24 protein-coding genes and 2 pseudogenes are annotated in these 25,877 nt (G+C 55.3%); 15 read left to right on the top strand and 11 right to left on the bottom strand.

The genetic code is table 11. The features are described 5' to 3' along the window. The 4 genes and pseudogenes from HMPREF1024_RS0125805 to HMPREF1024_RS20410 all read left to right on the top strand — a co-directional run. Positions 1–228, top strand: a pseudogene (locus tag HMPREF1024_RS0125805) (transposase); the annotation flags it as partial. Then, the gene (locus HMPREF1024_RS32050; protein ID WP_317978289.1) at positions 210–419 is read left to right on the top strand and encodes a hypothetical protein; all 210 of its coding nucleotides are present in this window, start codon (positions 210–212) and stop codon (positions 417–419) included. The pseudogene HMPREF1024_RS0125805 and the gene HMPREF1024_RS32050, both read left to right, overlap by 19 nt. Before the next feature lie 147 nt (positions 420–566). Beyond that, positions 567–680 (top strand): annotated as a pseudogene (locus HMPREF1024_RS31685) (DNA mismatch repair protein MutT); the annotation flags it as partial. A 245-nt stretch (positions 681–925) separates the two neighbouring features. Then, a complete protein-coding gene (locus tag HMPREF1024_RS20410) occupies positions 926–1,963 on the top strand; it encodes an aldo/keto reductase (protein ID WP_004176170.1) in 1,038 nt (345 codons plus the stop codon). 51 nt (positions 1,964–2,014) lie between these two features. Here HMPREF1024_RS20410 and HMPREF1024_RS20415 read toward each other — a convergent pair whose 3' ends face one another. The 3 genes from HMPREF1024_RS20415 to HMPREF1024_RS20425 all read right to left on the bottom strand — a co-directional run bounded on the left by HMPREF1024_RS20415 (position 2,015) and on the right by HMPREF1024_RS20425 (position 5,239). Further along, positions 2,015–2,959: an SMP-30/gluconolactonase/LRE family protein gene (locus HMPREF1024_RS20415; protein WP_009307859.1), complete on the bottom strand. Its 945-nt coding sequence runs from the start codon at positions 2,957–2,959 to the stop codon at positions 2,015–2,017. A 65-nt stretch (positions 2,960–3,024) separates the two neighbouring features. Next, a complete protein-coding gene (locus HMPREF1024_RS20420) occupies positions 3,025–4,206 on the bottom strand; it encodes an aldo/keto reductase (protein ID WP_009307858.1) in 1,182 nt (393 codons plus the stop codon). A 46-nt stretch (positions 4,207–4,252) separates the two neighbouring features. Continuing rightward, positions 4,253–5,239, bottom strand: a complete 987-nt coding sequence (locus HMPREF1024_RS20425) for an aldo/keto reductase (protein ID WP_009307857.1) — start codon at positions 5,237–5,239, stop codon at positions 4,253–4,255. A 216-nt stretch (positions 5,240–5,455) separates the two neighbouring features. On the opposite strand from HMPREF1024_RS20425, the gene HMPREF1024_RS20430 reads away from it, so the two are divergent. Continuing rightward, positions 5,456–6,364, top strand: coding sequence for a LysR family transcriptional regulator (locus HMPREF1024_RS20430; protein WP_002904893.1), 909 nt, complete (start codon positions 5,456–5,458; stop codon positions 6,362–6,364). A gap of 180 nt (positions 6,365–6,544) precedes the next feature. On the opposite strand, the gene HMPREF1024_RS20435 is transcribed toward HMPREF1024_RS20430, so the two are convergent. The 4 genes from HMPREF1024_RS20435 to pgtC form a co-directional block, all read right to left on the bottom strand. Continuing rightward, positions 6,545–7,063 (bottom strand): GrpB family protein, encoded by a 519-nt coding sequence (locus HMPREF1024_RS20435; RefSeq protein ID WP_009307856.1) that lies wholly within the window; start codon positions 7,061–7,063, stop codon positions 6,545–6,547. 127 nt (positions 7,064–7,190) lie between these two features. After that, on the bottom strand, positions 7,191–8,441 hold the full coding sequence (gene pgtA, locus HMPREF1024_RS20440; RefSeq protein WP_002904899.1) for a two-component system response regulator PgtA: 1,251 nt from the start codon (positions 8,439–8,441) through the stop codon (positions 7,191–7,193). Continuing rightward, entirely contained in the window at positions 8,431–10,425 is a 1,995-nt protein-coding gene (gene pgtB / locus HMPREF1024_RS20445) for a two-component system sensor histidine kinase PgtB (protein ID WP_009307855.1), read from the bottom strand. Before pgtB ends, pgtA begins: the two co-directional genes overlap by 11 nt. An 11-nt stretch (positions 10,426–10,436) precedes the next feature. Further along, positions 10,437–11,657: a phosphoglycerate transport regulator PgtC gene (gene pgtC / locus HMPREF1024_RS20450; protein WP_009307854.1), complete on the bottom strand. Its 1,221-nt coding sequence runs from the start codon at positions 11,655–11,657 to the stop codon at positions 10,437–10,439. A 406-nt stretch (positions 11,658–12,063) separates the two neighbouring features. Between pgtC and pgtP the strand changes: the two genes are divergently transcribed. Next, on the top strand, positions 12,064–13,455 hold the full coding sequence (gene pgtP / locus HMPREF1024_RS20455) for a phosphoglycerate transporter PgtP (protein ID WP_004184088.1): 1,392 nt from the start codon (positions 12,064–12,066) through the stop codon (positions 13,453–13,455). A 136-nt stretch (positions 13,456–13,591) separates the two neighbouring features. Here pgtP and lysM read toward each other — a convergent pair whose 3' ends face one another. Beyond that, positions 13,592–14,041, bottom strand: a complete 450-nt coding sequence (gene lysM, locus HMPREF1024_RS20460) for a peptidoglycan-binding protein LysM (protein WP_004184091.1) — start codon at positions 14,039–14,041, stop codon at positions 13,592–13,594. Between the two features lie 454 nt (positions 14,042–14,495). Between lysM and HMPREF1024_RS20465 the strand changes: the two genes are divergently transcribed. After that, positions 14,496–15,368: an alpha/beta fold hydrolase gene (locus HMPREF1024_RS20465; RefSeq protein ID WP_004151646.1), complete on the top strand. Its 873-nt coding sequence runs from the start codon at positions 14,496–14,498 to the stop codon at positions 15,366–15,368. Positions 15,369–15,420: 52 nt separating this feature from the next. Here the strand turns inward: HMPREF1024_RS20465 and HMPREF1024_RS20470 are convergent, their stop codons facing one another. Then, entirely contained in the window at positions 15,421–16,065 is a 645-nt protein-coding gene (locus HMPREF1024_RS20470) for a TenA family protein (RefSeq protein ID WP_009307853.1), read from the bottom strand. Continuing rightward, complete coding sequence (locus HMPREF1024_RS20475) at positions 16,065–16,910, bottom strand: BtpA/SgcQ family protein (protein ID WP_009307852.1); 846 nt, start codon at positions 16,908–16,910, stop codon at positions 16,065–16,067. The genes HMPREF1024_RS20470 and HMPREF1024_RS20475 overlap by 1 nt, the downstream gene beginning before the upstream one ends. 26 nt (positions 16,911–16,936) lie before the next feature. Between HMPREF1024_RS20475 and HMPREF1024_RS20480 the strand changes: the two genes are divergently transcribed. Further along, entirely contained in the window at positions 16,937–17,809 is an 873-nt protein-coding gene (locus HMPREF1024_RS20480) for a PfkB family carbohydrate kinase (protein WP_004213032.1), read from the top strand. A 1-nt stretch (position 17,810) separates the two neighbouring features. Here the strand turns inward: HMPREF1024_RS20480 and HMPREF1024_RS20485 are convergent, their stop codons facing one another. After that, entirely contained in the window at positions 17,811–18,764 is a 954-nt protein-coding gene (locus HMPREF1024_RS20485) for a substrate-binding domain-containing protein (RefSeq protein WP_004176159.1), read from the bottom strand. Positions 18,765–19,111: 347 nt separating this feature from the next. Here HMPREF1024_RS20485 and HMPREF1024_RS20490 point away from each other — a divergent pair, with 347 nt between their 5' ends. The 7 genes from HMPREF1024_RS20490 (at position 19,112) to HMPREF1024_RS20520 (ending at position 25,817) form a co-directional block, all read left to right on the top strand. After that, positions 19,112–20,134: a LacI family DNA-binding transcriptional regulator gene (locus tag HMPREF1024_RS20490; RefSeq protein ID WP_004176158.1), complete on the top strand. Its 1,023-nt coding sequence runs from the start codon at positions 19,112–19,114 to the stop codon at positions 20,132–20,134. 380 nt (positions 20,135–20,514) lie between these two features. Further along, positions 20,515–21,261 (top strand): ATP-binding cassette domain-containing protein, encoded by a 747-nt coding sequence (locus tag HMPREF1024_RS20495; protein WP_004198552.1) that lies wholly within the window; start codon positions 20,515–20,517, stop codon positions 21,259–21,261. Between the two features lie 18 nt (positions 21,262–21,279). Continuing rightward, positions 21,280–22,281, top strand: coding sequence for an ABC transporter permease (locus tag HMPREF1024_RS20500; RefSeq protein ID WP_009307851.1), 1,002 nt, complete (start codon positions 21,280–21,282; stop codon positions 22,279–22,281). 3 nt (positions 22,282–22,284) lie between these two features. Beyond that, on the top strand, positions 22,285–23,364 hold the full coding sequence (locus HMPREF1024_RS20505) for a phosphotriesterase (RefSeq protein WP_004176149.1): 1,080 nt from the start codon (positions 22,285–22,287) through the stop codon (positions 23,362–23,364). A gap of 14 nt (positions 23,365–23,378) precedes the next feature. After that, on the top strand, positions 23,379–24,134 hold the full coding sequence (locus HMPREF1024_RS20510) for a glutamine amidotransferase (protein ID WP_002904983.1): 756 nt from the start codon (positions 23,379–23,381) through the stop codon (positions 24,132–24,134). Continuing rightward, positions 24,134–25,276, top strand: a complete 1,143-nt coding sequence (locus HMPREF1024_RS20515; protein WP_004199916.1) for a M20 family metallopeptidase — start codon at positions 24,134–24,136, stop codon at positions 25,274–25,276. Before HMPREF1024_RS20510 ends, HMPREF1024_RS20515 begins: the two co-directional genes overlap by 1 nt. A 112-nt stretch (positions 25,277–25,388) precedes the next feature. Next, positions 25,389–25,817 carry a cell envelope integrity protein TolA gene (locus HMPREF1024_RS20520; RefSeq protein WP_009307850.1) on the top strand — a complete coding sequence of 143 codons (429 nt, stop codon included), beginning with the start codon at positions 25,389–25,391 and terminating at the stop codon, positions 25,815–25,817. Positions 25,818–25,877 lie beyond the last annotated feature (60 nt).

The raw sequence follows: 25,877 nt of genomic DNA, 5'->3' as shown, positions 1-25,877 counted from the left end.
GAAGCAGCATCCGCGCAAGACAAAACGGCCATCAACATCGAATACATGAAAGCCAGCATCCGTGCCAAGGTGGAGCACCCGTTTCGCATCATCAAGCGGCAGTTCGGCTTCGTGAAAGCCAGATACAGGGGGCTGCTGAAAAACGATAACCAACTGGCGATGTTATTCACCCTGGCCAACCTGTTTCGGGTGGACCAAATGATACGTCAGTGGGAGAGATCTCAGTAAAAACCGGAAATAACGCCAGAAATGGTGGAAAAAATAGCCTAAATAGGCTGATTCGATGTGTTTGCGGGAAAAAAATCGGCCCAGATCCGCGAAATTTTAATCAGCGAGTCAGCTTGGGAAGAAATGACCTGCTTATTCGCACCTTCCCTAGACAACGTCCGCCTCTGGCACGGAGTGGGCGGATTCGCTGAGCAGAAAGTCCGCTATGAGCGAGAAGCGGACGATAAGCGCAGTTGACGTGGTAAGAAAAGGTATTCTCAATGTGCACTTATAGACTGTAATCTATATTTATTGGAAAATCCGAAATGAGGGTTTAAATTTTATTTAAGAGGGATTACATGCGTACTCGTCCAGCCTCTCGATTGATAGTCCTTTCACCTGAAAATCACGTTCTGCCCTTTAGATTCTGCCATAAAGATGATGCTCTGGAAGGAAAAACATGCTGGGCAACGCTTCAATATCTTCTTGCAGCGTGTAGTTCAGGTAAATAACAAACGTTAAGTTGAAAATATAGCAGGGATGTTTGATACGATCACCGATGTTACTTTGTCGGGACTGTACTTCGATTTTAATTCCATTGTCGACTACTTGTGAAAAAAACTCATAACACCATTCAATGGCGCATGCTGGTTCCCTTCATACCAGTGCAATACCCTGTCACATACATAATTGCTGGCAATAAAAGAAGGAACACCGAATGAAGTATGTGAATCTGGGTCGTAGCGGGTTGAAAGTCTCCCGTCTTTGTCTCGGTTGTATGAGTTATGGCGAACCTGAACGTTTGCCTCAACCCTGGTCCCTGGATGAAAAGGCGTCACGACCGCTCATTCGTCAGGCGCTTGAAGCCGGCATTAATTTTTTTGATACCGCGAATATCTACTCGGGCGGTAGTTCAGAAGAAATTACAGGAAAAGCGCTGAGAGAGATGGCCAGACGCGACGAGATCGTTGTAGCGACAAAGACCTTCTTTCCGTGGCGCAACTCACCCAATACCGGGTTTCTTTCCCGCAAGGCCATTTTTCAGTCTATTGACGATAGCCTGATGCGCTTAGGCATGGATTATGTGGATCTCTTTCAGATTCATCGCTTTGACTACTCCACGCCTGTTGAAGAGACCATGGAGGCTCTGCATGACGTCGTTAAAGCAGGAAAAGCGCGTTATATCGGCGCATCTTCTATGGAAGCCTGGCGCTTTGCAAAAATGCAGCATACCGCTGAGCGTAACGGTTGGACCCGATTTATCACGATGCAACCGCAATACAACCTGCTTTACCGGGAAGAAGAGCGCGAGATGCTGCCCCTGTGTGAAGACCAAGGCGTTGGGGTGATCCCCTGGAGTCCGATGGCACGCGGCAGGCTCACGCGCGACTGGAGTGTCACGTCCCGACGAACGCAAAACGATGCCTTTGCGTTAAAAATGTATGAGAACGCAGCCCTTCTGGATAAGCCCGTGATTGATGTTGTTGCCAGCATTGCCGAAAAGCACGCGGTGCCAAGAGCTCATGTTGCAATTGCCTGGCTGTTATCAAAATCCGTCATCACAGCACCGATCATTGGCGCAACGAAACCAGAACATCTTTCCACGGCTATCAGCGCGCTGGACTTTTCACTTAGCGATGCCGAAATCACGGAACTGGAAGCTCGCTATCTGCCACACCCCGTTGACGGGATCATTCCCCCGCTTCCGGATACGCCGCCTTCCCTCACGCCACCTTCAGCGATCCAGAACTATTAACACCCTGCCCTGGCCCGGCGTTGCCGGGTCTCCCAGACCACTCATTCCCGGTCACTGATGTGAAAAGGGAAACGGTGCCGGCGCGAATGCGCCCGATCGAAAAATCATCGCTCCACCAGGTTCGGTCCCGCTGTTAGCGACAATAAACAACTCGCGATGCCCGGGGCGGATCGCCAGGCTTGTCGATTTAAGGTTACGGCCTTTGTCGCGGTCAGGCAGCACAATTTGCCCAATAGGCAGTCCGTTGCGGTTGAAGACCATGACGCGGCCCTGGCCTGAGATGGCCACATATACATTGCCTTCGCTGTCGACACGGGCCCCGTCTGGCGCCGGCCCGGTGAACTGATAGGTAACAACTGAACCAAACGGGGCGACCGTGGTGGCGTCTGACAGTCTTACGCGATGAAGCCTGTTTTTAGCGTGTTCTGTGGCCCATATCTGAGAGCCGGCGGGGTCAATCGCTATGCCGTTCCCGACCGCTAGTCCAGGCAGGATGGCATGAATTGACCCGACATTGGGACTAACGTAGAACACCCCACCCTGTGGATCGGCTGAATTTCCCCGGCTGTCAGTGAAATAAAATCCGCCCTGATTATCAAAGACCAGATCGTTGACAAGAAATCCAGTATCAGGGGCAACAATCATCTGCTCACGGGTGCCGTCGGGTTCGATAGCCCGGACAGAACCTCGCTGCATATCGCCCACCGAGGCGATAAAGATCCGTCCATCTTTGTGTACCGCCAGGCCGGAAGCACCGAATGAATTCTCCTTAAGGACAATGGAAAGCTGCCGCTCCGGGGTTAGCTTAAACACGCGCCCCGTCGCCACATCAACAAACAGGAGGTTATTGTTCCGATCGAACACGATCCCTTCGAGCACGAGCGACGCCTGTGAAACGCTGAAGTACGGCTGGGCCTCCACGGTCTGGAGAGGACGCTCCCAGGGCGGTATGGGGACGGCACTGCATGTAAGCGCGTTATGATTTAGTCCATTCATGTGGTTTATCCCCGGCAATAATACAGAGGGAGACTTCACCTGCAGTCTCCCTGTGACAGCAGGTATTAACTTTTATCAAACTGACTTTCGGTAAACGGATCGGCGCGACCGCCCTGCAATGGGATTTTGGCAAGCGCCGCATCGATTTCGCGTAGCTCGCTGTCCGTCAACCGGACTTGCGGTGCACCGCTGTTTTCTATCAGGTGCGGATATTGCGTCGTACCCGGGATAGGGACAATCCAGGGCCGCTGCGCCATCAGCCAGGCCAGCGCGAACTGAACCGGAGTGGTGTTTTTGCGACGGGCCCACGACTGCGCAAATTCAAGCAGCACCATGTTTTTGGCCAGGGCATCGGGCTGGAAGCGTGGCAGGTTATGCCGCCGATCGGTGCTGTCGAACCGCTGGCTTGGATTGACTGCTCCGGCGAGGAAGCTGCGGGCAGTCGGGCAGTAAGGTACGAAACCGATACCCAGCTCTTCGAGCGTTGGAAATATCCGCGTCTCCGGTTCCCGCCACCACATGGCATACTCACTCTGCACCGCAGTCACAGGGAGTACCGCATGTGCGCGGCGAATTGTCCTGGCACTCGCTTCCGACAGTCCCCAGTGTTTCACTTTACCCTCCTGGATCAACGCCTTCACGGTTTCCGCCACATCCTCGATCGGCACATTCGGATCGGGGCGATGCTGATAGAGAAGATCGATGTGGTCCGTTTTCAGACGCTTTAGCGAGCCTTCTACGGCGCGGCGGATATGGTCAGGATGGCTGTTAAGGGAAGTGGGCTTCCCCTCCTCCACGCCGAAGCCGAACTTGGTGGCAATCACCACACGATCGCGAACAGGGGCCAGTGCTTCCCCGACAAATTCTTCACTGAGATGGGGGCCGTAGACCTCGGCAGTATCAAAGAACGTGATACCTTGTTCGAAGGCTGCCCGGATAAGCGAAACCATGGCTTTACGATCGCGCGGACCTCCGCCGTAATAACCCACCATCGGCAGGCACCCGAGTCCCATGCTGGACACCTCCAGCGAGCCGAGTTTACGCGTGGTTAAGGTTTCCTTCCGGACGGGAGCAGCATCCGAAGGGGCGTTCGGCGTGTCCTGACCAGCCGGTTTCGCCATCACGGCGCCGCTCCTGCCAAGGGTGGTTGCGGCCAAAGCCAGACCGGCGCCGGCGATCAGAAAATTGCGCCGGTCCCGGGAAGCGGGTACGGCAGCAGAAGGCTGGTCATGCATCATCTTGCTCATAAACTGGAACTCCCTATAACGAAGAAAGGATTCATTAATTTGGTCATTACCAGGCATAAGCCTGGGGCGCTTCTCCCCCGGGGCCGGGCCAGATTTCGTCGAGACAGCTCATGGTGTCGTCTGATAGCGTGACTGTCGTTGCGTGAAGCGCCTGCTGGAGTTGTTCGACCGTACGAGGCCCAATCAGTGGAGCGGTAACGACAGGATTCTGCAGGAGCCACGCCAGGGCCACATCGGAGGGGGTTTCGCCGAGGTCCTCACATAATCCCTCGTAGGCTTCCAGCTGCGGACGATACTGTTCGATTAGACGGGCAAACGCGGGCCTGGCACGGCGCCCGCTTGCCATCTTTTTCAGTACGCCGCCAAGCAGCCCTCCGGCAAGCGGGCTCCAGGGGATCAACCCCAGGCCAAAATGGCGGCATGCGGGAATGACCTCCAGCTCAATGGTGCGGGCTGTCAGATTATAAAGACTTTGCTCGGCGACCAGGCCCAGGAAATGACGGGCCGTGGCGACTGACTGCGCAGTCGCAATGTCCCAGCCCGCGAAATTGCTGCTACCGATATAAAGAACCTTTCCCTGCTGAACAAGCAGTTCCATGGCCTGCCAGATCTCTTCCCACGGCGTATGACGATCGATGTGATGCATCTGATAGACGTCAATATGGTCGGTCTTAAGCCGTCGCAAACTGTCCTCGCAGGCTTTGCGAATATGGTAAGCAGAAAGCCGGCGATCGTTCGGGCCCGGTCCCATAGGCTGATAGACTTTTGTCGCCAGAACGATGCGTTCACGGCGGCCACCCTGCTGAAGCCAGCGACCAATAATTTCCTCGGACAGCCCCGAGCCTTGCTGGATATCGGGAGATTGTTCAGTGCCATACACGTCTGCTGTATCAATGAAATTGATACCCGCCTCAAGCGCCTCATCCAGAATGCGGGCGCTGGTCTTCTCGTCGGTGACGTCACCAAAATTCATGGTTCCGAGACAAAGGCGGCTGACTTTCAGGCCGGTGCGGCCAAGATGCGTATAGTTCATAAACGGCTCCGTTAGATGAGTGTTCCGCCCTGGCCTACCAGCCAGAGCGCATGATTTTCAAGAATAACGAAGCACAACGTGTACAGTGAGTGGACGTGCATGAATGGACTTGTGAAAAAAATTCAGCAATGGATTAGCCCTAATCGGTCTAAGGTGTATATCATTTCTTCATCAACGCATTCGGGTTTTAACGCCGCATAAGGAAAACTATTCTGTATGCAAATAAGCAGAGCTGATGTTGCCGATCTTATTTATTTCATGGCGATTGCACGTCATCGCAGCTTCAGCCGTGCGGCAATTGAATTAGGCGTCAGTGCATCAGCGCTGAGTCATGCCCTGAAGGGACTGGAAACCCGGCTCGGAGTTCGCCTGCTTAATCGCACGACCAAGAGCGTCACCCCTACGGCAGCCGGCGAGGAACTGGTTCAGTCTGTTCTTCAGCCTTTCGACACCATAGAAGGCGCGCTTGAATCGCTTAACCGGTATCGCAATACCCCTACCGGACGTATCCGCATCAATGCAGCCGTTGAAGCGGCAAATCTTTTGCTTGCGCCGGTCATGCCCGCTTTTATGGATCGCTATCCCGATATTGAAATCGATATTGTGGCCAGCAACCGTATGGTTGACGTGACTGATGCGGGCTTCGATGCCGGCATCCGCTATGGTGGCACCGTCCCGGAGGACATGGTTGCCCGGCGTTTATCTGCCGATATTCGCTGGGTTATCGCGGCCTCCCCTGATTACCTGGAACGCTACGGAACGCCTGAACATCCGGATGATTTATTACACCATCGCTGCATCAGCAATCGTCTCGGTGACGATCGGGTTTATCGCTGGGAACTTGCGCGAGACGGCGAAACATACCAAATGACAGTGCCAGGCTCAGTGACGGTCAATCATGCCGAAACGGGTCTGGTGGCCGTATTGGGCGGGGCTGGCCTGATGTATTTTCCGGAGCCTCTTGTTGCACCCTATGTCAAGGATGGACGGCTCCGTCTGGTGCTTACGGAATGGTCCCCACTGGAGGAAGGTTTTCATATCTATTATTCAAGCCGCCGGCAATTGCCGACCGGGCTTCGCCTTCTGATTGAGTTCATACAGGAGGCCAGGCCGCTGGGGTTGTGAAATGGTGCCTCCATACTGAACGATGCGTTATCGGCTTTATCGCCCCGTCGCTTATTCAGAAAGCTCAGTTGCAGGAAGCCGCAGGTAGTCTGCAAGGCGTGCTGTTTGCTAATAATGGAGAAACAAGAGGTAACGCTGTGAAAAATTACAAAAAAACATGGGTTGTAATTTATTTGAAGGCTAGCCCAGGTGACCTGCATCAATAAGCGCCATACGAAGATGTTTCTGAATGAAATCCGCTTTATAAATGCTGTATCGGTGGCTGTCATTTTCACATAATAACATCGCGCTTTTTTTCATTAAAGCGTACTGAATGGCTACGTCATTGTGTTTAATAAGGTAATCACGGAATGCCAGGTGTTTTATGATTTGAGCATCCCCGGTGGTAAACGCATGGATATGATGACTACGCTGACTTCCACCTTTTGTAAAGTACCTACGATTTAAAATGCCGTTTTCACCACGCACAGTATATCCTACACCCTCCATTGCCTGATTCAAACTGTCCAGTTCTTCAAGATTAGCAACTTCGATTAATATATCTATTACTGGCTTAGCTGATAATCCAGGCACCGAGGTGCTACCAATATGATGAATCCGGGATATCACTTTACCAAGCGTCATCTGCAACAGAGTACGTTCGTTCTCAAATAAAGCCGGCCACATCTCATCATAATCAACTACAGTCAATATTCGCATGTTCAATAGTCACACCTTTTAAGGAAATTTAAGCAGTCACAATAACATAAATCGCCTCTGCTGACTTGAAGGCATTTATAATCTGTATCTGTCCTCATAATTTTCAACCATCGTCTGACAAGATGCCCTAAACCCCTTTGTAGTGCTCTTTATTCAGACCATACTTCTTCATTCTGAGATAAAGTTTTTTACGCGGTATCAGCAGATACTCCGCCACCTCATTAATACGTCCCTGGTGGATATTCAGCGCTTCGGTGATGATCTGCCGTTCGACGTCCTCAACCCGCTGATCCAGCGGCGTCGGTTCGCCGATGTGCATCAGCGGATTAACCGTTTCTGCGAGCGGTAATACGCCCACTGCAAACAGCTCAGCGGCGTTCGCCAGTTCGCGAACGTTATTTGGCCACACCCGGCGCATCATCCCCTTCAACAGACCAGCATCCACCTCCGGGACGGGATGATTCAGCCGTTGACAGGTTTTTTGCAAATAGTGATGAAACAGCGGCTCGATATCATCAGGTCGCTTTGACAGAGGCTGGCAGCCAATTTGCGTCATCGCAAAGCAGTAATAGAGTTCCGCCACTATCTGGCTGCTGGCGGCCAACTCCACCAGCGAAGCGCTACCAATACCAATCAGGCGAAAAGGCCGCTTCTCATGACTCTGCAGCTGTACCAGCTGATGCTGTTGCTCGTGAGTCAGATGCTCGGGGTGACTTAAGACTAGCGTCCCGCCCTGGGCCTGGGCGATCAGTTCATTAAGCGTATGGGCGTTAGCCGGAGTCAGCTCGCAGGCGATAAACGGACCTTCAGCGTGCCGTCCTAACTGGTGCAGGTAACGCGCGCCGGTCATGCGGCCGGTTCCCGGCTCGCCGTAAAGCCATACCGCAATATCCGTTTCTGCCAGCTGCTGAAGGCGCTGGCGATACCGAACCGTCCATTGGCTGCGGCCAATAAGCTCAACCTGTAATTTTTGCTGACAATACTGGCGACGGGCGATAACCGATTGCCTCTGACGCAGCGCGGCGTCCACCAGCGTGAGCAGTTTGCCCGGATCGATCGGCTTTTGCAGGAAATCCCAGGCCCCTTTTTTCACCGCCTCCACCGCCATCGGCACATCGCCGTGACCGGTGATAAGCAGAATCGGCAGCAGATCGTCATCCTGATGAAACAACGTCATTAAATCGATACCGGAGCAGCCGGGCATGCAGACATCGCTTAAAACGATGCCGGGCCAGTCCTTCGGCACCTGCTCCCGCGCATCAAACGGATTATTACAGGCACTGACATGATACCCCGCTTGCTCAAGCAGCTGCGTATAGGCATCCAGCACATCGGCATCATCGTCAATCAGCAGAATCGAACAGTTATTACTCAACATCTTTCACATCCGTCAAATTGAATTCCAGCACCACGCAGGCACTGCGTGTAAAGGTCGACGCCAGGCGCAACGCCCCTTCCATTTGCGTCATCAGCGAAACACATATCGAAAGCCCTATTCCGAGCCCCACGGTTTTACTGGTAGTGAACGGCTTTAACAGCGAAGGGAGTAAGGCCGCAGGCCAGCCAGGGCCGTTATCGGCAATCAACACGCACAGCCTTCCGCCCTGGATTTGCCAGCTCACGGTGATTTGCGCGGCGTGCGGGCAGGCGTCGAGGGCATTGGACAGCACGTTCACCAGCACCTGATGGACGCGCACTTCGTCCCCCTGAATCCAGACAGTGTCATCCGGTATCACCAGCGTCCCCTGCTGAGGCTTATGACGCATCTCCAGCAGTTCCCACGCCACGGTAAACGTCTGACGCAAATCGACCGGATGCAGCGGCGTTTCCAGTTCTGCGCGGCGGGTAAACTGGCGCAGGGAGCGGATAATCGCGTCAATGCGGTTGATCAGCCCTTCTGCTTTGCTTAACGTCGTCCGCGCCTGCTCCGCCTGTCCCTGTTCGATCGCCCTTCCCGCCGTAAAAAGATACATCGACAGCGCGTTCAGCGGCTGATTAATCTCATGCGCCAGGGTGGTCATCGTCTGCCCCACCACCGCCAGTTTAGCGGTCTGGATCAGCTCGTCCTGCGTGGCGCGCAGATCGGCCTCAATCGCTTTTCGCTCGCCAATCTCCTGTTCCAGCTGCTGTTTTTGCGCATTAAGCTGACCCAGGGTATGACGAAGCAAACCGGCAATACGTCCCAGCTCGTCGCGCCCGTAAACCGGAATGGTCGCCTCGGTCCGGCCCAGACCAATCTGCACCACCGCCTGATTCAGCGCGGTAAAGCGTTTCACCAGCCGCGAGCGAATAAAATAATGGTTCAGCCCCCATGCCAGCAGCAGCGCCAGCAGCGTCGCCACCAGGATTAACCCGCCGCTGACCCGGACAATCTGCGCCATACGCTGATTAAACATCTGCATCTGCTGGTGACTGCTGCCAAGCTGGGCTTCCAGCAGCGTTCTGAAGCGCCCCAGCGTCGCTTCTCTGGACCGGCTGGCTTCCACGAGCGCTTTTTGCGCGCTAACATAGTCGCGCATGGTATCCGGCATATTATTTTTCACCATGCCAATTTCCAGCAGCTCATCTATCGTTTGTCGCAGGGTAATGGTGCTCGGCCAGTCATCCAGCGCACGGATATTTTCATCCGCCGTTTTTTTCAGGTTTTCAAGATAGCGGATATGCGTCTCCACCAGCATGCCGTCATCATTCCCGGATTTCAGTTCATTGAGCCTGTCGCGCAGGTCGTCAACGATCTGATTTTCAATACGAGCCAGGGTATAGACCTGCTGCTGTTCATTCTGCACTTCCCGGGCGCGTTTCAGATACTGCCTCGCATCCCCCTGTCGGGCTTCAATCTGATCGAGCAGCGTTCCCTGTTGCCAGGTAAAATCCTGCACCAGCGAATTCAGCTCGGTGGTGAAATCATCGTGCAGCCAGTCGATCCGCGCCGCAAGCTCTCCCACCTTTTCACGAACCAGAAACATGTTGTAGAGCACGCGATCCAGTTCCGCCAGCAGCGCGCGGCTGTCCTGCAATATCACCCCCAACTGCTGGCGTTCTGCCGGCGACAACCCCTGACTTAGCCGTTCTATTTTGTCCAGATGCTGGATAATCTGGTTGCGCAGCTGCAGTCGTACCGTGGTATTTGGCGCCAGCAGAAATTCATTGAGCTGATCGACCACCAGGTTGAGATTCCCTTCAATCAGAAAAGCCGCATGGATGCGCGGAAAATACTCATCCAGCGAATAGCGGATCTGCGAACTTTGTTCATGCCAGGAATAGAGGCTTACGCTGCTGACAATCAGCGTAAGCAGCGCCCCCGTCAGAAATGCCCCGCGCAGACTGCTACTGATACTGATTTGCCGCAGGCGTTGCAGCATGGACCTGTCCGTCATTTCAGTTCTTCCAGTTTAGTAATCGCCTGCCGCTGGTTGTTGAGAAACCAGAGCTGCCACTCCATCATCTGCTGTTCCGCAAAACTTTTGTTGTCGAACTGAGCCAGCCAGGCTTCATCCTCGCTGCTGGCCGGATCCACCGGGACACGGGTGAGCAGCGCCCGTATCTCGGGTAGCGGACGCTTAAGACGGACCTCCGCGCTATGCAGCGCTCGCCAGGCGTCTTTGAGCTGAGCAAGACGAAAGCTAATCGCCGTATCAAACATCCGCTGAACCAAACGCTGACGTTTGAGGATCAATCGATAGTTTAATGGCGGTTGATTCATCAGCATCGCCTGCTGCGCCGCCCGTGGATTGCCTGGCGCCAGCGGTGTTACCGGATACTTCCCGGTATTAGCGTCGGCGAGGATCGTCTGGCCCTCCGGACTTAACAGATAGCGAACAAACCGCCGCGCTTCGCTGGCGTGCTGGCTGTTTTTAAGCACTGCGACATAGGTCGGCGAAACCGCCGACTGAGGGAAATAGGTAAAAGCCAGGTGCGGATCGTTCAGCAGCAGATTGGCGTAATTATCAATCACCGGACCAGCCACGCCCAGGCCGCTTTTAATCTTATCTGCCACCCCAAAGCTACGGGATGAAATGGTCACGAGGTTTCCCGCCGTGGTCAACAGCGTTTCCCATCCTTTAATCCAGCCTTTTTGTTGCAGCAGCGACTCCACCATCAGATGGTTGGTATCCGAACGCGACGGACTGCTCATCAGCAGCGCCCCCTGATAACGGGGATCGGTCAGGTCATCCCAGTCCGCTGGCGCAGGCAGATGCCGGGTCATCAGCGCTGAGCGATTCATCAGCAAACCGAACCCGGAGATCGCCACGGCCACGGAGGTGGAGCGAATGGATTCCGGCACCAGATGTTGGCTGCCTGCCGGCGCACCGCTGAACGGCGCCAGTTTTTGATGCTCCTGAAGATGCTGCAGCAGCATCGGCGACGAAGTCAGGATCAGATCGACATTTTCGGCATTTGCCGTATCAAGCAACTGTTCCAGCGAGGCGCTGGTGCGGTTGAGCGTCCTTATCATCACCGACCCCGGCTCTTGCTGCCAGCGATCGATAATCCACACGGTGGCGCTGGGAGAAAATGTCGTCGCCATCACCAGCTCATTGCCTTGCGCCGCACAGGGTCTCAGCCATGCGCTCAGCAGCAGCAGCGCGAACATTTTGCTCATTATCCCGACCCCACGAAGAAATATGTTTGTGATCCCGTTCATAAATATTGAAATACCGTAAAAACCGCGTTGAGACAAAACTTACCCGTTTATGACATCTGGTGAATTAATCGCCGCGAGCGGAAAAATAGTCAAACGGGCGTCCGGGAATATCGGGAAAGATTACCAGATAATGATTAGGCAATTTGTTAGTGTCCGCACAAGCCGGACATAAAATCAGCGCAAAATTAATTGCGCAAAATCTCGCTCATGCCAGAGGGGTCAAAAACAACCCGTCCCTGCATTATTTTGAGTCAATTTTGACTCATTTCGACGATTTGAATTTTTTTAGCCGCTTATTTCACCCTTCGGGGTAATTACTCCTGATGTTCATATCAATATAAATACAGGTGACGACATGTTATCATTATTAAAAAAAGGCCCGTCGGCGAATAAAGTTCCTGCTGAGAAAATTCAGGCAACCTATGGTCGATACCGTATGCAGGCGCTGCTAAGCGTATTTCTGGGATACCTGGCGTACTATATCGTGCGCAATAACTTCACCTTATCCACGCCCTATCTGAAAGAACAGTTAGACCTCAGCGCCACGCAGATCGGTTTGCTCAGCAGCTGTATGCTCATCGCCTACGGGATCAGTAAAGGCGTAATGAGCAGCCTCGCGGATAAAGCCAGCCCGAAAGTCTTTATGGCCTGTGGCCTGGTGCTGTGCGCCATCGTCAACGTCGGGTTAGGATTCAGTACCGCATTCTGGGTCTTCGCTGCGCTGGTTGTCCTGAACGGCCTGTTTCAGGGTATGGGGGTCGGCCCCTCTTTTATTACTATTGCGAACTGGTTCCCGCGCCGTGAGCGTGGCCGCGTAGGGGCGTTCTGGAACATTTCCCATAACGTCGGCGGCGGAATTGTCGCCCCGATCGTCGGCGCCGCATTCGCCATTCTCGGCACCGAGCACTGGCAGAGCGCCAGCTACATTGTACCGGCCTGCGTGGCGGTGGTATTCGCCATTAGCGTACTGGTGCTGGGTAAGGGTTCGCCGCGCGAGGAAGGTCTGCCTTCGCTGGCAGAGATGATGCCGGAAGAGAAAGTGGTGCTGAAGACCAAACACGGCCAGAAAGCGCCGGAGAACATGAGCGCATTTCAGATCTTCTGTACCTACGTACTGCGTAACAAAAACGCCTGGTATGTCTCCTTTGTGGATGTGTTTGTCTATATGGTGCGTTTCGGCATGATCAGCTGGCTGCCAATTTACCTACTGACGGTGAAACATTTTTCCAAAGAACAAATGAGCGTCGCATTCCTGTTTTTTGAGTGGGCGGCAATTCCGTCTACTCTGCTGGCCGGCTGGCTCTCCGACAAGCTGTTTAAAGGGCGCCGGATGCCGTTAGCCATAATCTGTATGACGCTAATCTTCATCTGTCTGATCGGCTACTGGAAAAGCGAATCGCTACTGATGGTCACGGTATTCGCGGCGATTGTGGGCTGCCTTATTTATGTCCCGCAGTTTCTGGCCTCGGTCCAGACCATGGAAATCGTCCCCAGCTTTGCCGTCGGTTCAGCCGTGGGTCTGCGCGGATTTATGAGCTATATCTTTGGCGCATCGTTAGGCACCAGCCTGTTCGGCGTAATGGTCGATAAAATGGGCTGGCACGGCGGGTTCTATCTGCTGATGGGCGGGATCGTCTGCTGCATACTCTTCTGCTACCTCTCTCATCGCGGCGCGCTGGAACTTGAGCAACAGCGTAAAATCACCGAGCAGGAAGAGGCCCGACTGGCACTGGCTGACGCACAGTAAGCGCCTGAACCCGGGGGAACAAAGAGCCAGCTTGCTGGCTCTTTTGCCGTTGATAGAGGAATAGATGTCCGCGGCGGCTTCCGACAGCGGTATAAAGCAAGTATTCCTGCCATCACTGATGTTGCTGCTGAGTGGCCTACTTCGCCGGGATAATCAGCACCTGACCCGGATAGATTTTGTCGGGATGGGTCAGCATCGGTTTATTGGCTTCAAAAATGCGTTGATACTCATTGGCCGAGCCATACATCGCTTTTGAGATTGCGCTCAGAGTGTCACCGGATTTGACCGTGTAAAAACGACTTTCCGCCCCGCTTTGCGTCACCTTAACGCCGTCACTGACCTGGCCTACGCCAGTGACATTCCCGACCGCAACCAGAATTTTTTCCTTATCCTCCTGCGAAGCGACATCACCAGTGACCGTTGCGGTGCCATCTTCCGCAACATCAATATTGACCTTTTCGGCGCCAGGCAGATTAAGTCCATCGATATGTTTTTTCAGCTTATCGGCCCGATCTTCTTTACTGTCGCCGGAGACGGCATCCCATATTTTCTCGCCCGCTTCTTTCACAAAATTTAATAATCCCATCTTTCCATACCTCCACGACTGTTACATGAACACATGTTCCTCGGCCCCGTTGACCCAATGTTCGGGATACTGGTTTTGATATCCACCATCGCGACAACTGCTTGAGGCAGCACAAGCTGCCATCAAAGTATAATCAATAAGCGACTAAGTGCAGGATATTTGCCCCGCTACGGCAGGAAAGTCTGTATTCCGGCAAGGTGACACGAAACTAAAGCGGACATTATCCCCCCTAACACAAGGCACCTGGCGCAGAGGCTGATTGATTGTGAAAGGATATGGGACCTTAAATGGCAGGCTGGGAGTTGGCACCCCGCCTGAGGGCTCCTGATTCTGGTCGCCAATGCTTTCAGGACGTTTTTCTTACTGAGATCGTCTCAAAAACATTCGCTGATTTCTGACGCAGCAGCTACAGTAAATCCAGGTTAAACTGGTATGACCACACAAGGCGAGACTCATGGAATCTGTCATCATCCCCGTAAGCCAGGGCGGCTTTGTCGCCGCCACGCTCTGGCAAAGACACAAAGCCAAAGCATTGGTGATCGTTCACCCGGCGACGGCCGTTGTACAGGGATTTTATAAAGGATTCGCTGAATACCTTTATAAAAGGGGGTTTAGTGTCATTACTTATGATTACCGGGGCACTGGTCTTTCGAAGTCCGGGAGAGTCCGTCACAACAAAAACACCATGTCCGACTGGATCGAGCAGGACGTCGGATGCATCACCGCGTGGGCGAAAGCCCGAGCCCCTGGCCTTACCCTGCTGGCGATTGGGCACAGTATTGGCGGGCATGCCGTGCTGTTATCTTCCGCCTCCACCGACCTGCGAGCCGCCGTCATGGTTGCCTCACACGCAGGCGTGACAAGCACTATCAGCCAAACGAAGGAAAAGCTGCGAGTATGGTGCTTACTGCGCGTTTTGGGGCCGGCACTTTGCCGGCTCTTTGGGTATATGCCAGCCAGACGTCTCGGGCTGGGTGAAGATTTACCGGCTCCGGCGATGCTTCAGTGGGGACGCTGGAGCGCGATGCCTGAATATTTCTATGACGACCCGGAGTGGGATGCGCGTCAGCGGGCAGGAAAGATAACCTTACCTATTCTGGTGTTGGGTTTTGATGACGACCCCTGGGCTAATACAGAAGCCATCTCACGTCTGCTTGCTCCAGCGCAAAACGCAAAAATAGAACGCCGTGAAATACGGCGGGCGGATTACGGACTTTCATCCATTGGTCATATGGGCTTCTTTCGTACCCGGAATGCGGAGAAATTATGGCCCCTCGTCGCACAATGGCTGGAGAGACATTGCCCCGATAAGAGGCGGACGACCTGAGCAATATTTCAGGAGACGCCGCTTCCGGCGCCTCCTGTTCTTCACCTCGCGGCTACTCCTCGTACGCCGCGTGATGGAAATCAATTTCCCACTGCAGCACCTCGCCGTAAAGCGCCGATAACGCCTGCTTTTCGTCTTCACTCAGCGCCATGGCGCAGCGGTCGAGTTCGTTTTTTAGCCAGAGAGCCTGCTGATAAAATTCGTCCTCCGCGTGCATTTCCACCCAGCGTCGTAAATCAGCATCGCTCTGATAATGTTCGCTCGCCCGTCGGCACCAGAAATAGTACATCCATTCCGCACCGAACATCAGGGTCACAATCTGCTCATAGCTGCCCTCGTGGGCGGTCCGCAGCATACCGTCGCGAAAGCGCCGTACCCCGGGCAAATCATCCGGGTACTCAGCGGGATCGATCTGCCGCACTGACAACACCTGTTCAAACCACGCGATCTGTATATCAACCAGGGCATTCAGCACGCCAATCAGCCAGCGCTGCTGTTGAATACCCGGCGCTTTGCTGACCCCGAGGGCAAAAATCGCGATTGCCGTCGCGACAAAGTTGCCCTCAAACACCAGATAGCGGTTGAAGACGACTGTCGGCAGACGATCCTGTTCGATATCAGTCACAAACGGGTGCTGCTGCATCGCCTGCCACGCCGGTTGATGTTCGCGCAGCAGGCGTTCGCTAAACGCTTCCATTAAGCTTCCTCCAGCGCGGCCTGCGCGACCGACATAAAATGTTTCACCCGGGCCAGCTCAACATCGTTCCACCAGACGCCATCGACCTTCATTGTACTGGCCACAATGACCCCCTGAGTCCGCCCGAGGATCTGCTTCACGTTAGCCGGTGTCACCCCGGAGCCCACCAGGAGCGGTAGTTCCGTCGCCGCGCGGATCTCGTCAATTTCCGCCATCGTGGCGCTATCGCCCGTACGCTGGCCGGTGGCGATCACCGCGTCAGCCTCGAAGAAATCGACATCGCGCGTCAGTTCCTGAATCGAACGATCGGCGACAATGGCATGGCTACCGTGCTTAACGTGGCTATCGGCAAAAACGCGAATATGTTCAGCGCGCAGCATACTGCGGTAGCGCAGCGCCTTAGCGGCCGCCCCTTCTATAAATCCTTCGTTGGCGATATAGGCGTTGGCCCACTGGTTGACGCGGACGAAATCGGCGCCTCCCGCCAGGGCGATCGCCATTGCCGGGATCGCCGCGTTAGCCAGAACGTTAATGCCCAGCGGCACAGCAAAACGTTCACGAACTTTCTCGGTAATGACCGCCATCAGCGCTGAGGTTTCATGGCCGATATCCTCAGGTTTAGAGAAAGGAATATCGCCATGATTTTCAATAATCAGACCATGAACACCGCCTGAAATATAATTTTCAGCATCGCGAAGCGCACGTTCAACAATATCCGAGACTGATTTTCCTCGATATTTTGGCGAGCCAGGAAATGGGTCGCAATGAATAACACCAATAACAGCCTTGCTTCGTGAAAAAATAGCTTGTGTTGCATTCGTTTTTTCTGCTGAGATAGCAACCATCTTATCCATCCTGTTAAGGGAACACTATGCGTGTTTACGTTACTGGTAATATTACCGTAGATGAAACCTGGTCCATTCCGGATATACCGAAAAAAGGAGCCTCCATTCACGGCGTTAAAGTGTCGCAGGATATCGGCGGTAAAGGCGCGAACCAGGCGATTATATTATCCCGCTGCGGAATAGAGACGCGTTTAATTGCCGCCACGGGAAATGACAGCAACGGCGCGTGGATCCGCCAGCAGATAAAAAATGAACCACTGACGCTACTACCCGACGGCCATTTCAATCAACATAGCGATACCTCGATTATTTTAAATAGCGCTGATGGCGACAACGCCATCATTACCACTACGGCGGCGGCCGATACATTCAGCCTGGATGAAATGATTCCGCATATGGCGGATGCCGTCGCTGGCGATATTCTGCTACAGCAGGGCAATTTCTCCCTCGATAAAACGCGGGCGCTGTTCCAGTACGCCAGAAGCCGCGGCATGACGACGGTATTCAACCCCTCACCTGTCAATCCTGACTTTTGCCATCTGTGGCCCCTCATCGACATCGCGGTGGTCAATGAATCCGAGGCCGAGCTGCTCCAGCCATACGGGGTGAAAACCTTAGTGATTACCCAGGGCGCCGCAGGCGCCTGGCTGGTCCAGGAGGGCCAGCGTCAGTTTTGTCCCGCCGTGCCCGCCGAGGCGCTTGATACTACCGGCGCGGGCGACACGTTCCTCGCCGTCATGTTGGCCTCCGCCCTGCTGCGCGGCGTCGCGCCGGATGCGCTGGCGCTGGCGCACGCCAGTCGCGCTGCCGCCATTACGGTTAGCCGCCGGGGGACGCTCAGCGCGTTTCCCGGCAGCCGTGAGCTCGCCGCCCTGTTAACCACGGACGGGGCGCGCTGACCTACTTAAACAGCGGACGGTATGAATCGACGTTCGCTTTGGTTACCACCGTCGCCGGAACCAGAATGGTTTTCGGCACGGTTTTACCCGACGTGATGCTGTTCAGCGCATTCAGGGCTTCGGCGCCCATCTTTTCCGGGTCCTGCTGCAGTACGGCGGTGACGTAGCCGCCGTCAATACCGGAAATCGCCTTCGCCGTCAGATCCCAGCCAAAGACTTTAATATCCTTCTGCCGCCCCTGGTTTTCTACGGCGGCGATAGCGCCGAGCAGCGCGGGTTCGCCGGTGGCATAAATCGCTGTCAGATCCGGATTACCGGTGATCAGGTTTTCCGCCGCGGTCATTGCTTTATCCTGCACATTCTGCCCGTCGACCACGTTAGCGATAGTAATCTTCGGATTGCTTTTCAGCGTCTCTTCGAACCCTTTCTGCCGCTGGTTCTGAATGGCCGAATTCAGCGCGCCGACTATACCCAGTCGCGCCTGGCCGCCCATCTCTTTCTGCACGTAGTCCACGAAGTATTGACCGATAATTCTGCCGCCTTCAATATTATCAACGCCGACCTGAGCTGCCTGTGGCCCGGCCGGTAATACGGCATCAATCGCAATCACCGGAATGTTTGCGGCGGCGGCTTCTTTAACCGCTGGCATGATCCCGTTAACGTCGATAGCAGCAACCAGAATGCCTTTAACGCCTTGCTGAATATAGTTTTCTATCGCGTCGTTTTGCGCCACGGGATTATCGTTAGAGTTAAAAATAACTAAATCCTTGCCACTGGCTTTGGCCGCATCTTGTGCGCCTTTATTCATCAGATTAAAGAACAGCGCCTGTTGGTTGATTTGTACCAGCGCATAAGTCGGACCGGCAGCGCTGGCGGCAGAAATAAAACTCATGGATGCCAGCATGGTCGTGGCGACAGCAAGGAAACGCAGTTTTCCGGTGTGAAATAACATCATCAGTATCCTCGTCGGGAATAGTTGATAGCCAGCAGAGTTCCGCGCCGCATGCGAACGCAGAAGGATTATTTTTTTTTGGCGGGCAAATATCGTCTATATCGCCAGAACAATCATTGAACGTTCGGCGGATACCTGCTTAATGTCATCCCGGCAACCGGTCCGTGTCGGTGCGCGACTGGAATAACTTAAACGGGGTTGGGAATGACTTCCCGGATGATGCGGTAAACTGCCTATACAATTCTCTGCTGATTAAAATTTGTCAAGCATTTATTTTTGGTGATTGTTCGCAGAGAAATTGCTGTATCCACCGCGCTTAACTATGTTACAGATAGCCGATTCTGGCAGAAATGGCGCAGGAAATGAGTATAAAACGTGTATTGTTATCCGATGTGGCAAAGCTGGCCGGGCTGTCGAAGGCGACCCTGTCGCGCTATATGAACAACAGTATTGTGCTGCCGCAGGACACCATCGACCGCATCGAAACCGCCATTCGCGAACTGGACTATCGCGGCAATAGCCTGGCACGCCGTCTTAGCAAAGGCGGCAGCGAAACGCTTGGCCTGGTGCTTCCCGATATTACCAACCCCTTCTTTGCCGAACTGGCCGACGCAGCCGAAGAGGCCGCTTCTGCCAGCGGCTACAGCCTGGTGCTGTGTATCACCCGCAACAATCCGGAAAAAGAGTGCCAGTTCATTCGCTGGCTGGATACCTGCCAGGTCGACGGTCTGCTGTTCACCACCAACCGCCCCGATAATGGCCTGCTGCGCAAGGAAGTCCAGCGTCACGAACGGATTGTCCTGCTGGATGAAGATATTCCCGGCAGTAAGGTACCGAAAGTGTTTGCCGATAACGTCCAGGGCGGGCGGATCGCCACCGAAAAACTGATCGCCGCCGGGCATCGCCATATCGCTTTCGTCGGTGGCCCGGACAAGCTGATGAGCGTCCGCGAGCGCTATCAGGGCTTTTGCACCGCGATGGAGCAAGCGGGCCTGAGCTGGCCGCCCGAATGGGTGATGTATGGCGACTACCAGCGCGAGTTTGGCCAGCAAGCGTTGCGGTACCTGTTCAGCCAACAGGTTCGCCCTACCGCCGTCTTCGCTGCCAGCGACTATCTGGTGCTCGGTCTGCTCGACGGCTTGCGCGCCAGTGGGCTCCAGGCGCCAGAGGCGCTATCGTTAGTCGGCTTCGATGACGCCAACTATGCCGATTTTACCCAGCCGCGGATCTCCACTATCCGTCAGCCCGCCCGCGAACTGGGCCGCACTGCGGTGAACATCATGATGCGCCTGCTAAACGACGATCCGGATATCCCTGCGGAAACCCGCCTGCCGGTTGAATGGATTGGCCGCGACTCGATCAAGATTTGTTAAGCCCGTCCCAAAATGGCGCAAAAGCGCCCGCTTTTGGCGCAAAAAACGATCAATTAACAATTTATTCACTATAATCAGTAAACCGGTTTACCGGATTGTATTCCATTAAGTGTATTGAATACATAAGGTTAAGTTACAGGGCTGCTGTGTGGTTACTGCCCTGGCACGGATGCTGCAATGTTCTTACTGGCGAACAAATATCTTACATAGCGTTTGTCCTGACTGCACTGGCGAGTGCTCTGGTCCGCAGGTAAACCGGTTTACTAGATTGTAAACCGTGTCGGATAGAGTCTCTCCCGCAGGATGGCGAACATTTTCCCGGCCACAGCGATGGGAGTTATCAGATGCAGCAGCCACAAACTACCCCGCCAAGGGTAGAGATGATCAATATCACCAAGACCTACGGGTCGATACGCTCATTGCGCGGAGTCAACCTTGAGCTGGCCCCGGGCGAAGTGCTGGGCTTAGTGGGCGATAACGGCGCGGGGAAATCCACCTTGACCAAAGTGCTCTCTGGCGCGGTGATCCCCTCCAGCGGCACGATTCGTATCGACGGTGAACAGCAACAGTTTACGAATCCGGCCGATTCACGCCGTTGCCATATCGAGATGGTCTACCAGGATCTGTCGCTCTGTGACACGGTCGATGTCGCGGGCAATCTGTTTATGGGCCGTGAGCCGATGAAATCGGTCCTCGGCATCCCCTTTCTCGACGAGGCCAAAATGCACGCCGATGCCAGAGAGATGCTTAAAGGGCTCGGGATCTCCATTCCGGATACCCGGCTGCTGGTGCGAAATCTCTCCGGCGGCCAGCGCCAGGCTATAGCCATCGCCCGCGCCGCGGCCTTTGACCCGAAAGTGCTGATTATGGATGAACCCACCGCCGCGCTGGCCGTCGCGGAAGTTGAAGCGGTTCTGGAGCTCATTCGCCGCGTTTCCGCTCGCGGGGTGAGCGTGATTCTGATTACCCACCGCCTGCAGGACCTGTTCCTGGTCTGCGACCGGATCATGGTGATGTATGAAGGTACCAACGTCGCCGACAGACGGGTGTCCGACACCAGCCTGAGCGATATCGTTAACCTGATTGTGGGCGAAAAATTCACCGCCCGCTCTGCGGCAGCACATTGAGGTAACAGGATGAGTATCATGAATTTAAGCAGCTCACGCATGATCCAGCATTCGCTGCCGCGCCGCCTGCTGCATAGCCATTCAGGCGTAGTCAGCATCGCGCTCTTTTTCGTCTTCTGCTGCGTGGTGTTTTCGCTGATCACCAGCAACTTTCTCACCGGCACCAACTGGCTCAACATTATCCGTCAGAGCGCCCCGCTGCTGATCGTCGCGACGGCAATGACTCTGGTCATTACCACCGGCGGTATCGATCTGTCGGTAGGCTCCACCCTGGCGCTGGTCGGCGCGCTCTCCGCTATCGCCCTGAATAGCTGGGGTCTGCCGTGGCCGGTGGTACTCCTCGGCGGCCTGCTGCTAGGCGGATTCGTTGGTGCCATCAACGGCTTCTTTATTGCCTATGAGGGCATTCCGGCGTTTATCGTCACGCTCGCCACCCTGGCCGTAGTTCGCGGCATCGCGCTGCTGGTCACCCAGGGCTACTCGATTCCGGTGCCGGCTGACAGCCTGTTTACCTTTATCGGACGCGCGTGGGTCGTCGGAATCCCCATGCCCGCACTGCTCGGCATTCTGATTCTGCTGATCGGGCATATCGTTCTCAACCATATGCGCTTTGGCCGCTACGTGACCGCCATCGGCGCTAACGCCGAAGGCGCGCGGCGCAGCGGCATTAACACCAAAGCGGTCACCATGAAGGTCTATATCATCAGCGGAATGGCCGCCGCGCTGGCGGGGATGATCATTACCGCACGCCTCGGCAGCGGCTCCTCCAACCAGGGCGAAGGCTTTGAACTGCAGGTCATTGCTGCCGTTGTGCTAGGCAGCACCAGTCTGTTTGGCGGCTTCGGAACTATTATTGGCACGCTGCTGGGCGCACTGTCGATTGCGGTCATTCAGAACGGGCTGATCCTGTCGCATATTTCGCCGTTTTACACCCAGATAGCCACCGGCACCATTATCCTGCTGGCTATCTGGCTGAACACCCGCATTCTCAACCCGACGCGCTCCGCGGCAAAAGGATAGCTGATGAAAGGATCAATTTTTCGCCATCCCTCCCCGCTGCCGGTTGGCGTTAGCAGCGGTTACGTAATGACTGTGCTTGGCCCACTGCCGATTAACGAAATGGGCGTTACTCTGATGCATGAGCATATTCTGCTGGATGCCTCCGGCAAATGGGTGCCGCCCTGCTGCTGCAGCGATCGCCATCTTGCCGAAATGCCGGTGAAAATGGAAAACCTTGGCGAACTGTCGCTCAACCCGCTGATGAGCCGCGATAACTGTCAGCTGTTTGATGTCGACGTTGCGATTGACGAGCTGACTAAATATCGCGCCCTTGGCGGAGAAACGGTAGTCGACCCGACCAATATCGGCATTGGCCGCGATCCGAAAGCGCTGGCGCGCATCGCGCGGCTGACCGGTCTGAACATCATTATGGGTACCGGGCTCTATCTGGAACCTTCGCACCCTGAGTGGGTAAAAATCAGCAGCGTCGAACAGCTGACCGAACGGCTGATTTACGATCTTGGCGGCGCGGAGGAGAAACCGGAGGTGCTCGCCGGGCTCATCGGCGAAATCGGTATCTCCAGCCGCTTTACGCCGGATGAGGAGAAATCCCTGCGCGCTGCGGGTCGGGCCAGCGCCGCGACCGGCGTGCCGATCGAGGTCCATCTGCCCGGCTGGGAGCGGCTGGGCCATCGGGTGCTGGATATTCTCGAGCAGGAAGGCGCCGATTTACGCCATACCGTGCTGTGCCATATGAATCCCAGCTTTGCCGATAAGCGCTACCAGCGCGAACTGGCGCAGCGCGGGGCGTTTCTCGAATACGACATGATTGGCATGAGCTATTACTACGCCGACGAGTCGGCGCAGTCGCCCTCCGACGAGGAGAACGCCCGCGCGATCCGCGAGCTGATTGACGACGGCTACATCCAGCAAATTCTGCTGTCGCAGGACGTCTTCCTGAAAACCATGCTCACCCGCTACGGCGGCCACGGTTATGGCTACATACTCAAGCATTTTGTTCCCCGTCTGCGGCGCCACGGCGTCAGCGGCGAACAACTTGAAACCTTAATGATTGGAAACCCCCAGCGGGTCTTTGGCGGATAAAAGGAAACGTCATCATGCAGAAAAAAATCTTACTGGTCGGTGAGTCCTGGACCAGCACGTCAACGCACGTTAAAGGCTTCGACCAGTTTGCCACCGCCACCTGGCACACCGGCGCAACGGACTTTCTGGCCGCGCTCGCCGACAGTCCCTATGCCATTACCTATATGCCCGCCCACGCGGCGGCGACCGACTTTCCGCTGACGCTGGAAGCGCTGCAGGAGTGGGATGCGATTATTCTCTCGGACATTGGCGCCAATACGCTGCTGCTGCATCCGGACACCTGGCTGAAGAGCCGCCGAACCGCCAACCGTTTAACGCTCCTGCATGATTACGTGGCCGGCGGGGGGGCGCTGATGATGATCGGCGGCTATTACAGCTTCCAGGGAATCAACGGCGGCGCGCGCTACCGCCATACCGAGGTGGAGAAAGTGCTGCCGGTACGCTGCCTGGCCTGGGACGATCGCATTGAAACCCCGGAAGGCTGCTATGCCGAAGTGACGGAGTCTCACCCCCTGTTTAACGATATTCCGGGCGAATGGCCGTGGCTGCTGGGCTATAACGAAGTTGAAATGCACCCGGAAGGCAAACTGCTGGCGACCGTGGCCGGTACCGGTCATCCGCTGTTGGCTGTTCGCGAATATCAGCAGGGACGCTCGCTGGTGTGGACCAGCGACATGTCGGCGCACTGGCTGCCGGAAGAGTTTGCCAAATGGCCCGGCTATCGCCAGCTGTGGATTAACTGCCTCGACTGGCTGACGGAACGCCGCTGATGACCGCGACCCTTGAGCTCGCCCGGCAGCTGCTGGGCTTTAACACCATCAACCCGCCGGGCAGCGAAGCCGACTGCATGCGGTTCTTCGCCGACTGGCTTGACGATAGCGGTTTTGAGGTTTCGCTGTCGTCGTTCGGTGAAGGACGCTGCAATCTTATCGCCAGCCTGCCCGGGGCGAAGAGCGGTAAACCGCTGGCCTTTACCGGACATCTGGATACCGTCCCGCTGGGAAATGCCCGCTGGCAGTACGATCCTTTCGGCTCGCAGATGGAAGACGGGCGTCTTTATGGCCGCGGATCCAGCGATATGAAAGCGGCGATAGCGGCGTTTGCCGTCGCCTGCGTTCATCAGCGGGAAGCGATCCTCGCCGGACGCGGCGCGGTATTGCTGATAACCGGCGGAGAAGAGACCGGCTGCGACGGCGCGCGGGCGCTGATCGCCTCCGCAACGTTGCCGGAGGTGGGCGCGCTGATCGTCGGTGAACCCACCGCCAACTATCCGGTTATCGGCCATAAAGGCGCGCTCTGGCTACGCTGCGAAACGCGGGGGAAAACCGCCCACGGCGCGATGCCGGAGCTGGGGATCAATGCTATTTATCTTGCGGCGGATGCGTTGGGTAAGATTCAGCATTTTTCGCCAGGCGCGCCGCATCCGCTAATGAAGCAACCCACCCTCAACGTCGGACGCATAGAAGGCGGACTCAATATTAATTCCGTACCGGACCGCACGCGTTTTGATGTCGATATCCGCAGCGCGCCCAATTTACAGCACGCCACTATCCGGGAGCGCTTGACGACGCTGCTTGGCGAAAGCGTCACCGTCTCCACGCTGGTCGACCTGCCCGCCGTCCTCAGCCGGGAGGATCATGCGTGGATTAAGCAGGTTTATCAACGCTGTCAGCCGCTGCACGCTGAGCCGATTGCGCCGCGCGTGGTGCCCTACTTTACCGACGCCTCGCTGCTGCTGCCTGCATTGGGCGATCCGCCCTGTATTATTCTCGGCCCCGGCGAGCCGTCGATGGCGCATCAAACCGACGAATACTGCCTGCTCAGCCGACTGGCGGAGGCCGAACAGCTATACGGTGACATCATTCGCGACTGGATGGCATCACCGCCCGCGACGAAAGTAAAAAATGAGTGACACTGTCACTGAAAGCGCGTGCCATGCAATTCAGCGTTTGAATAATATCGCGGAATAACAGAGGATAACCGCCTCGTACACGACGGTATCCCCACCAGCAAGGAGGCTTAGCATGTCCGTGAAAACCAACGCTGTGCTCGTTTGCACCCTCTCTTTACTCCTTTCCGCCTGCTCGGGTCGTGCTTCTGCGCCGGGCAGCGCCGAAGACGCTAAAATATCGGCTGAAGTGGATAAGATACTTCGCGATTATCAAACGGGTTCCGATACTTCACCCCAGGCCAATGCCTCACGCTATCTGGCGCGGATCCAGGCGGCTATCTTCGCTAACATAGACCAGCCGGCCTCCTGGCAAGGGCAAAAATGCTCGGTGCGCTTTATGCTGCAGCGTGACGGGACGGTGCAGGATCCAACGGTCGAGAGCGGCGATCGGCCATTCTGCGCGCAGGTGATGTCCGCGCTGATAAAAGCCAACATCCCGCCCGCGCCGGACGAAAAAACCTATCAAACCTTCAGTCATGTCGTGCTGGACGTGAAGCCCTGAGCTTGCCCGCAGAAATGGCCCCGGCCATCACCAGGGCCATTTCGAACAAGATAAGCTGAC

Source organism: Klebsiella sp. 4_1_44FAA (genome assembly GCF_000238715.1).
In the GTDB taxonomy this organism is placed as follows: domain Bacteria; phylum Pseudomonadota; class Gammaproteobacteria; order Enterobacterales; family Enterobacteriaceae; genus Klebsiella; species Klebsiella pneumoniae.
This window is presented reverse-complemented; position numbering and strand designations above follow the sequence as displayed.

Coding starts and splice junctions, on each gene's coding strand:
- HMPREF1024_RS20480 (WP_004213032.1), top strand. CDS start 16,937: ATGCGTGTTTACGTTACTGGTAATATTACCGTAGATGAAACCTGGTCC.
- pgtC (WP_009307854.1), bottom strand. CDS start 11,657: ATGTTCGCGCTGCTGCTGCTGAGCGCATGGCTGAGACCCTGTGCGGCG.
- HMPREF1024_RS20430 (WP_002904893.1), top strand. CDS start 5,456: ATGCAAATAAGCAGAGCTGATGTTGCCGATCTTATTTATTTCATGGCG.
- HMPREF1024_RS20510 (WP_002904983.1), top strand. CDS start 23,379: ATGCAGAAAAAAATCTTACTGGTCGGTGAGTCCTGGACCAGCACGTCA.
- HMPREF1024_RS20490 (WP_004176158.1), top strand. CDS start 19,112: ATGGCGCAGGAAATGAGTATAAAACGTGTATTGTTATCCGATGTGGCA.
- pgtA (WP_002904899.1), bottom strand. CDS start 8,441: ATGTTGAGTAATAACTGTTCGATTCTGCTGATTGACGATGATGCCGAT.
- HMPREF1024_RS20435 (WP_009307856.1), bottom strand. CDS start 7,063: ATGCGAATATTGACTGTAGTTGATTATGATGAGATGTGGCCGGCTTTA.
- HMPREF1024_RS20495 (WP_004198552.1), top strand. CDS start 20,515: ATGATCAATATCACCAAGACCTACGGGTCGATACGCTCATTGCGCGGA.
- HMPREF1024_RS20415 (WP_009307859.1), bottom strand. CDS start 2,959: ATGAATGGACTAAATCATAACGCGCTTACATGCAGTGCCGTCCCCATA.
- HMPREF1024_RS20420 (WP_009307858.1), bottom strand. CDS start 4,206: ATGAGCAAGATGATGCATGACCAGCCTTCTGCTGCCGTACCCGCTTCC.
- HMPREF1024_RS20485 (WP_004176159.1), bottom strand. CDS start 18,764: ATGATGTTATTTCACACCGGAAAACTGCGTTTCCTTGCTGTCGCCACG.
- HMPREF1024_RS20515 (WP_004199916.1), top strand. CDS start 24,134: ATGACCGCGACCCTTGAGCTCGCCCGGCAGCTGCTGGGCTTTAACACC.
- HMPREF1024_RS20520 (WP_009307850.1), top strand. CDS start 25,389: ATGTCCGTGAAAACCAACGCTGTGCTCGTTTGCACCCTCTCTTTACTC.
- pgtP (WP_004184088.1), top strand. CDS start 12,064: ATGTTATCATTATTAAAAAAAGGCCCGTCGGCGAATAAAGTTCCTGCT.
- HMPREF1024_RS20465 (WP_004151646.1), top strand. CDS start 14,496: ATGGAATCTGTCATCATCCCCGTAAGCCAGGGCGGCTTTGTCGCCGCC.
- HMPREF1024_RS20505 (WP_004176149.1), top strand. CDS start 22,285: ATGAAAGGATCAATTTTTCGCCATCCCTCCCCGCTGCCGGTTGGCGTT.
- HMPREF1024_RS20425 (WP_009307857.1), bottom strand. CDS start 5,239: ATGAACTATACGCATCTTGGCCGCACCGGCCTGAAAGTCAGCCGCCTT.
- HMPREF1024_RS20475 (WP_009307852.1), bottom strand. CDS start 16,910: ATGGTTGCTATCTCAGCAGAAAAAACGAATGCAACACAAGCTATTTTT.
- pgtB (WP_009307855.1), bottom strand. CDS start 10,425: ATGCTGCAACGCCTGCGGCAAATCAGTATCAGTAGCAGTCTGCGCGGG.
- HMPREF1024_RS20410 (WP_004176170.1), top strand. CDS start 926: ATGAAGTATGTGAATCTGGGTCGTAGCGGGTTGAAAGTCTCCCGTCTT.
- HMPREF1024_RS20470 (WP_009307853.1), bottom strand. CDS start 16,065: ATGGAAGCGTTTAGCGAACGCCTGCTGCGCGAACATCAACCGGCGTGG.
- HMPREF1024_RS20500 (WP_009307851.1), top strand. CDS start 21,280: ATGAATTTAAGCAGCTCACGCATGATCCAGCATTCGCTGCCGCGCCGC.
- lysM (WP_004184091.1), bottom strand. CDS start 14,041: ATGGGATTATTAAATTTTGTGAAAGAAGCGGGCGAGAAAATATGGGAT.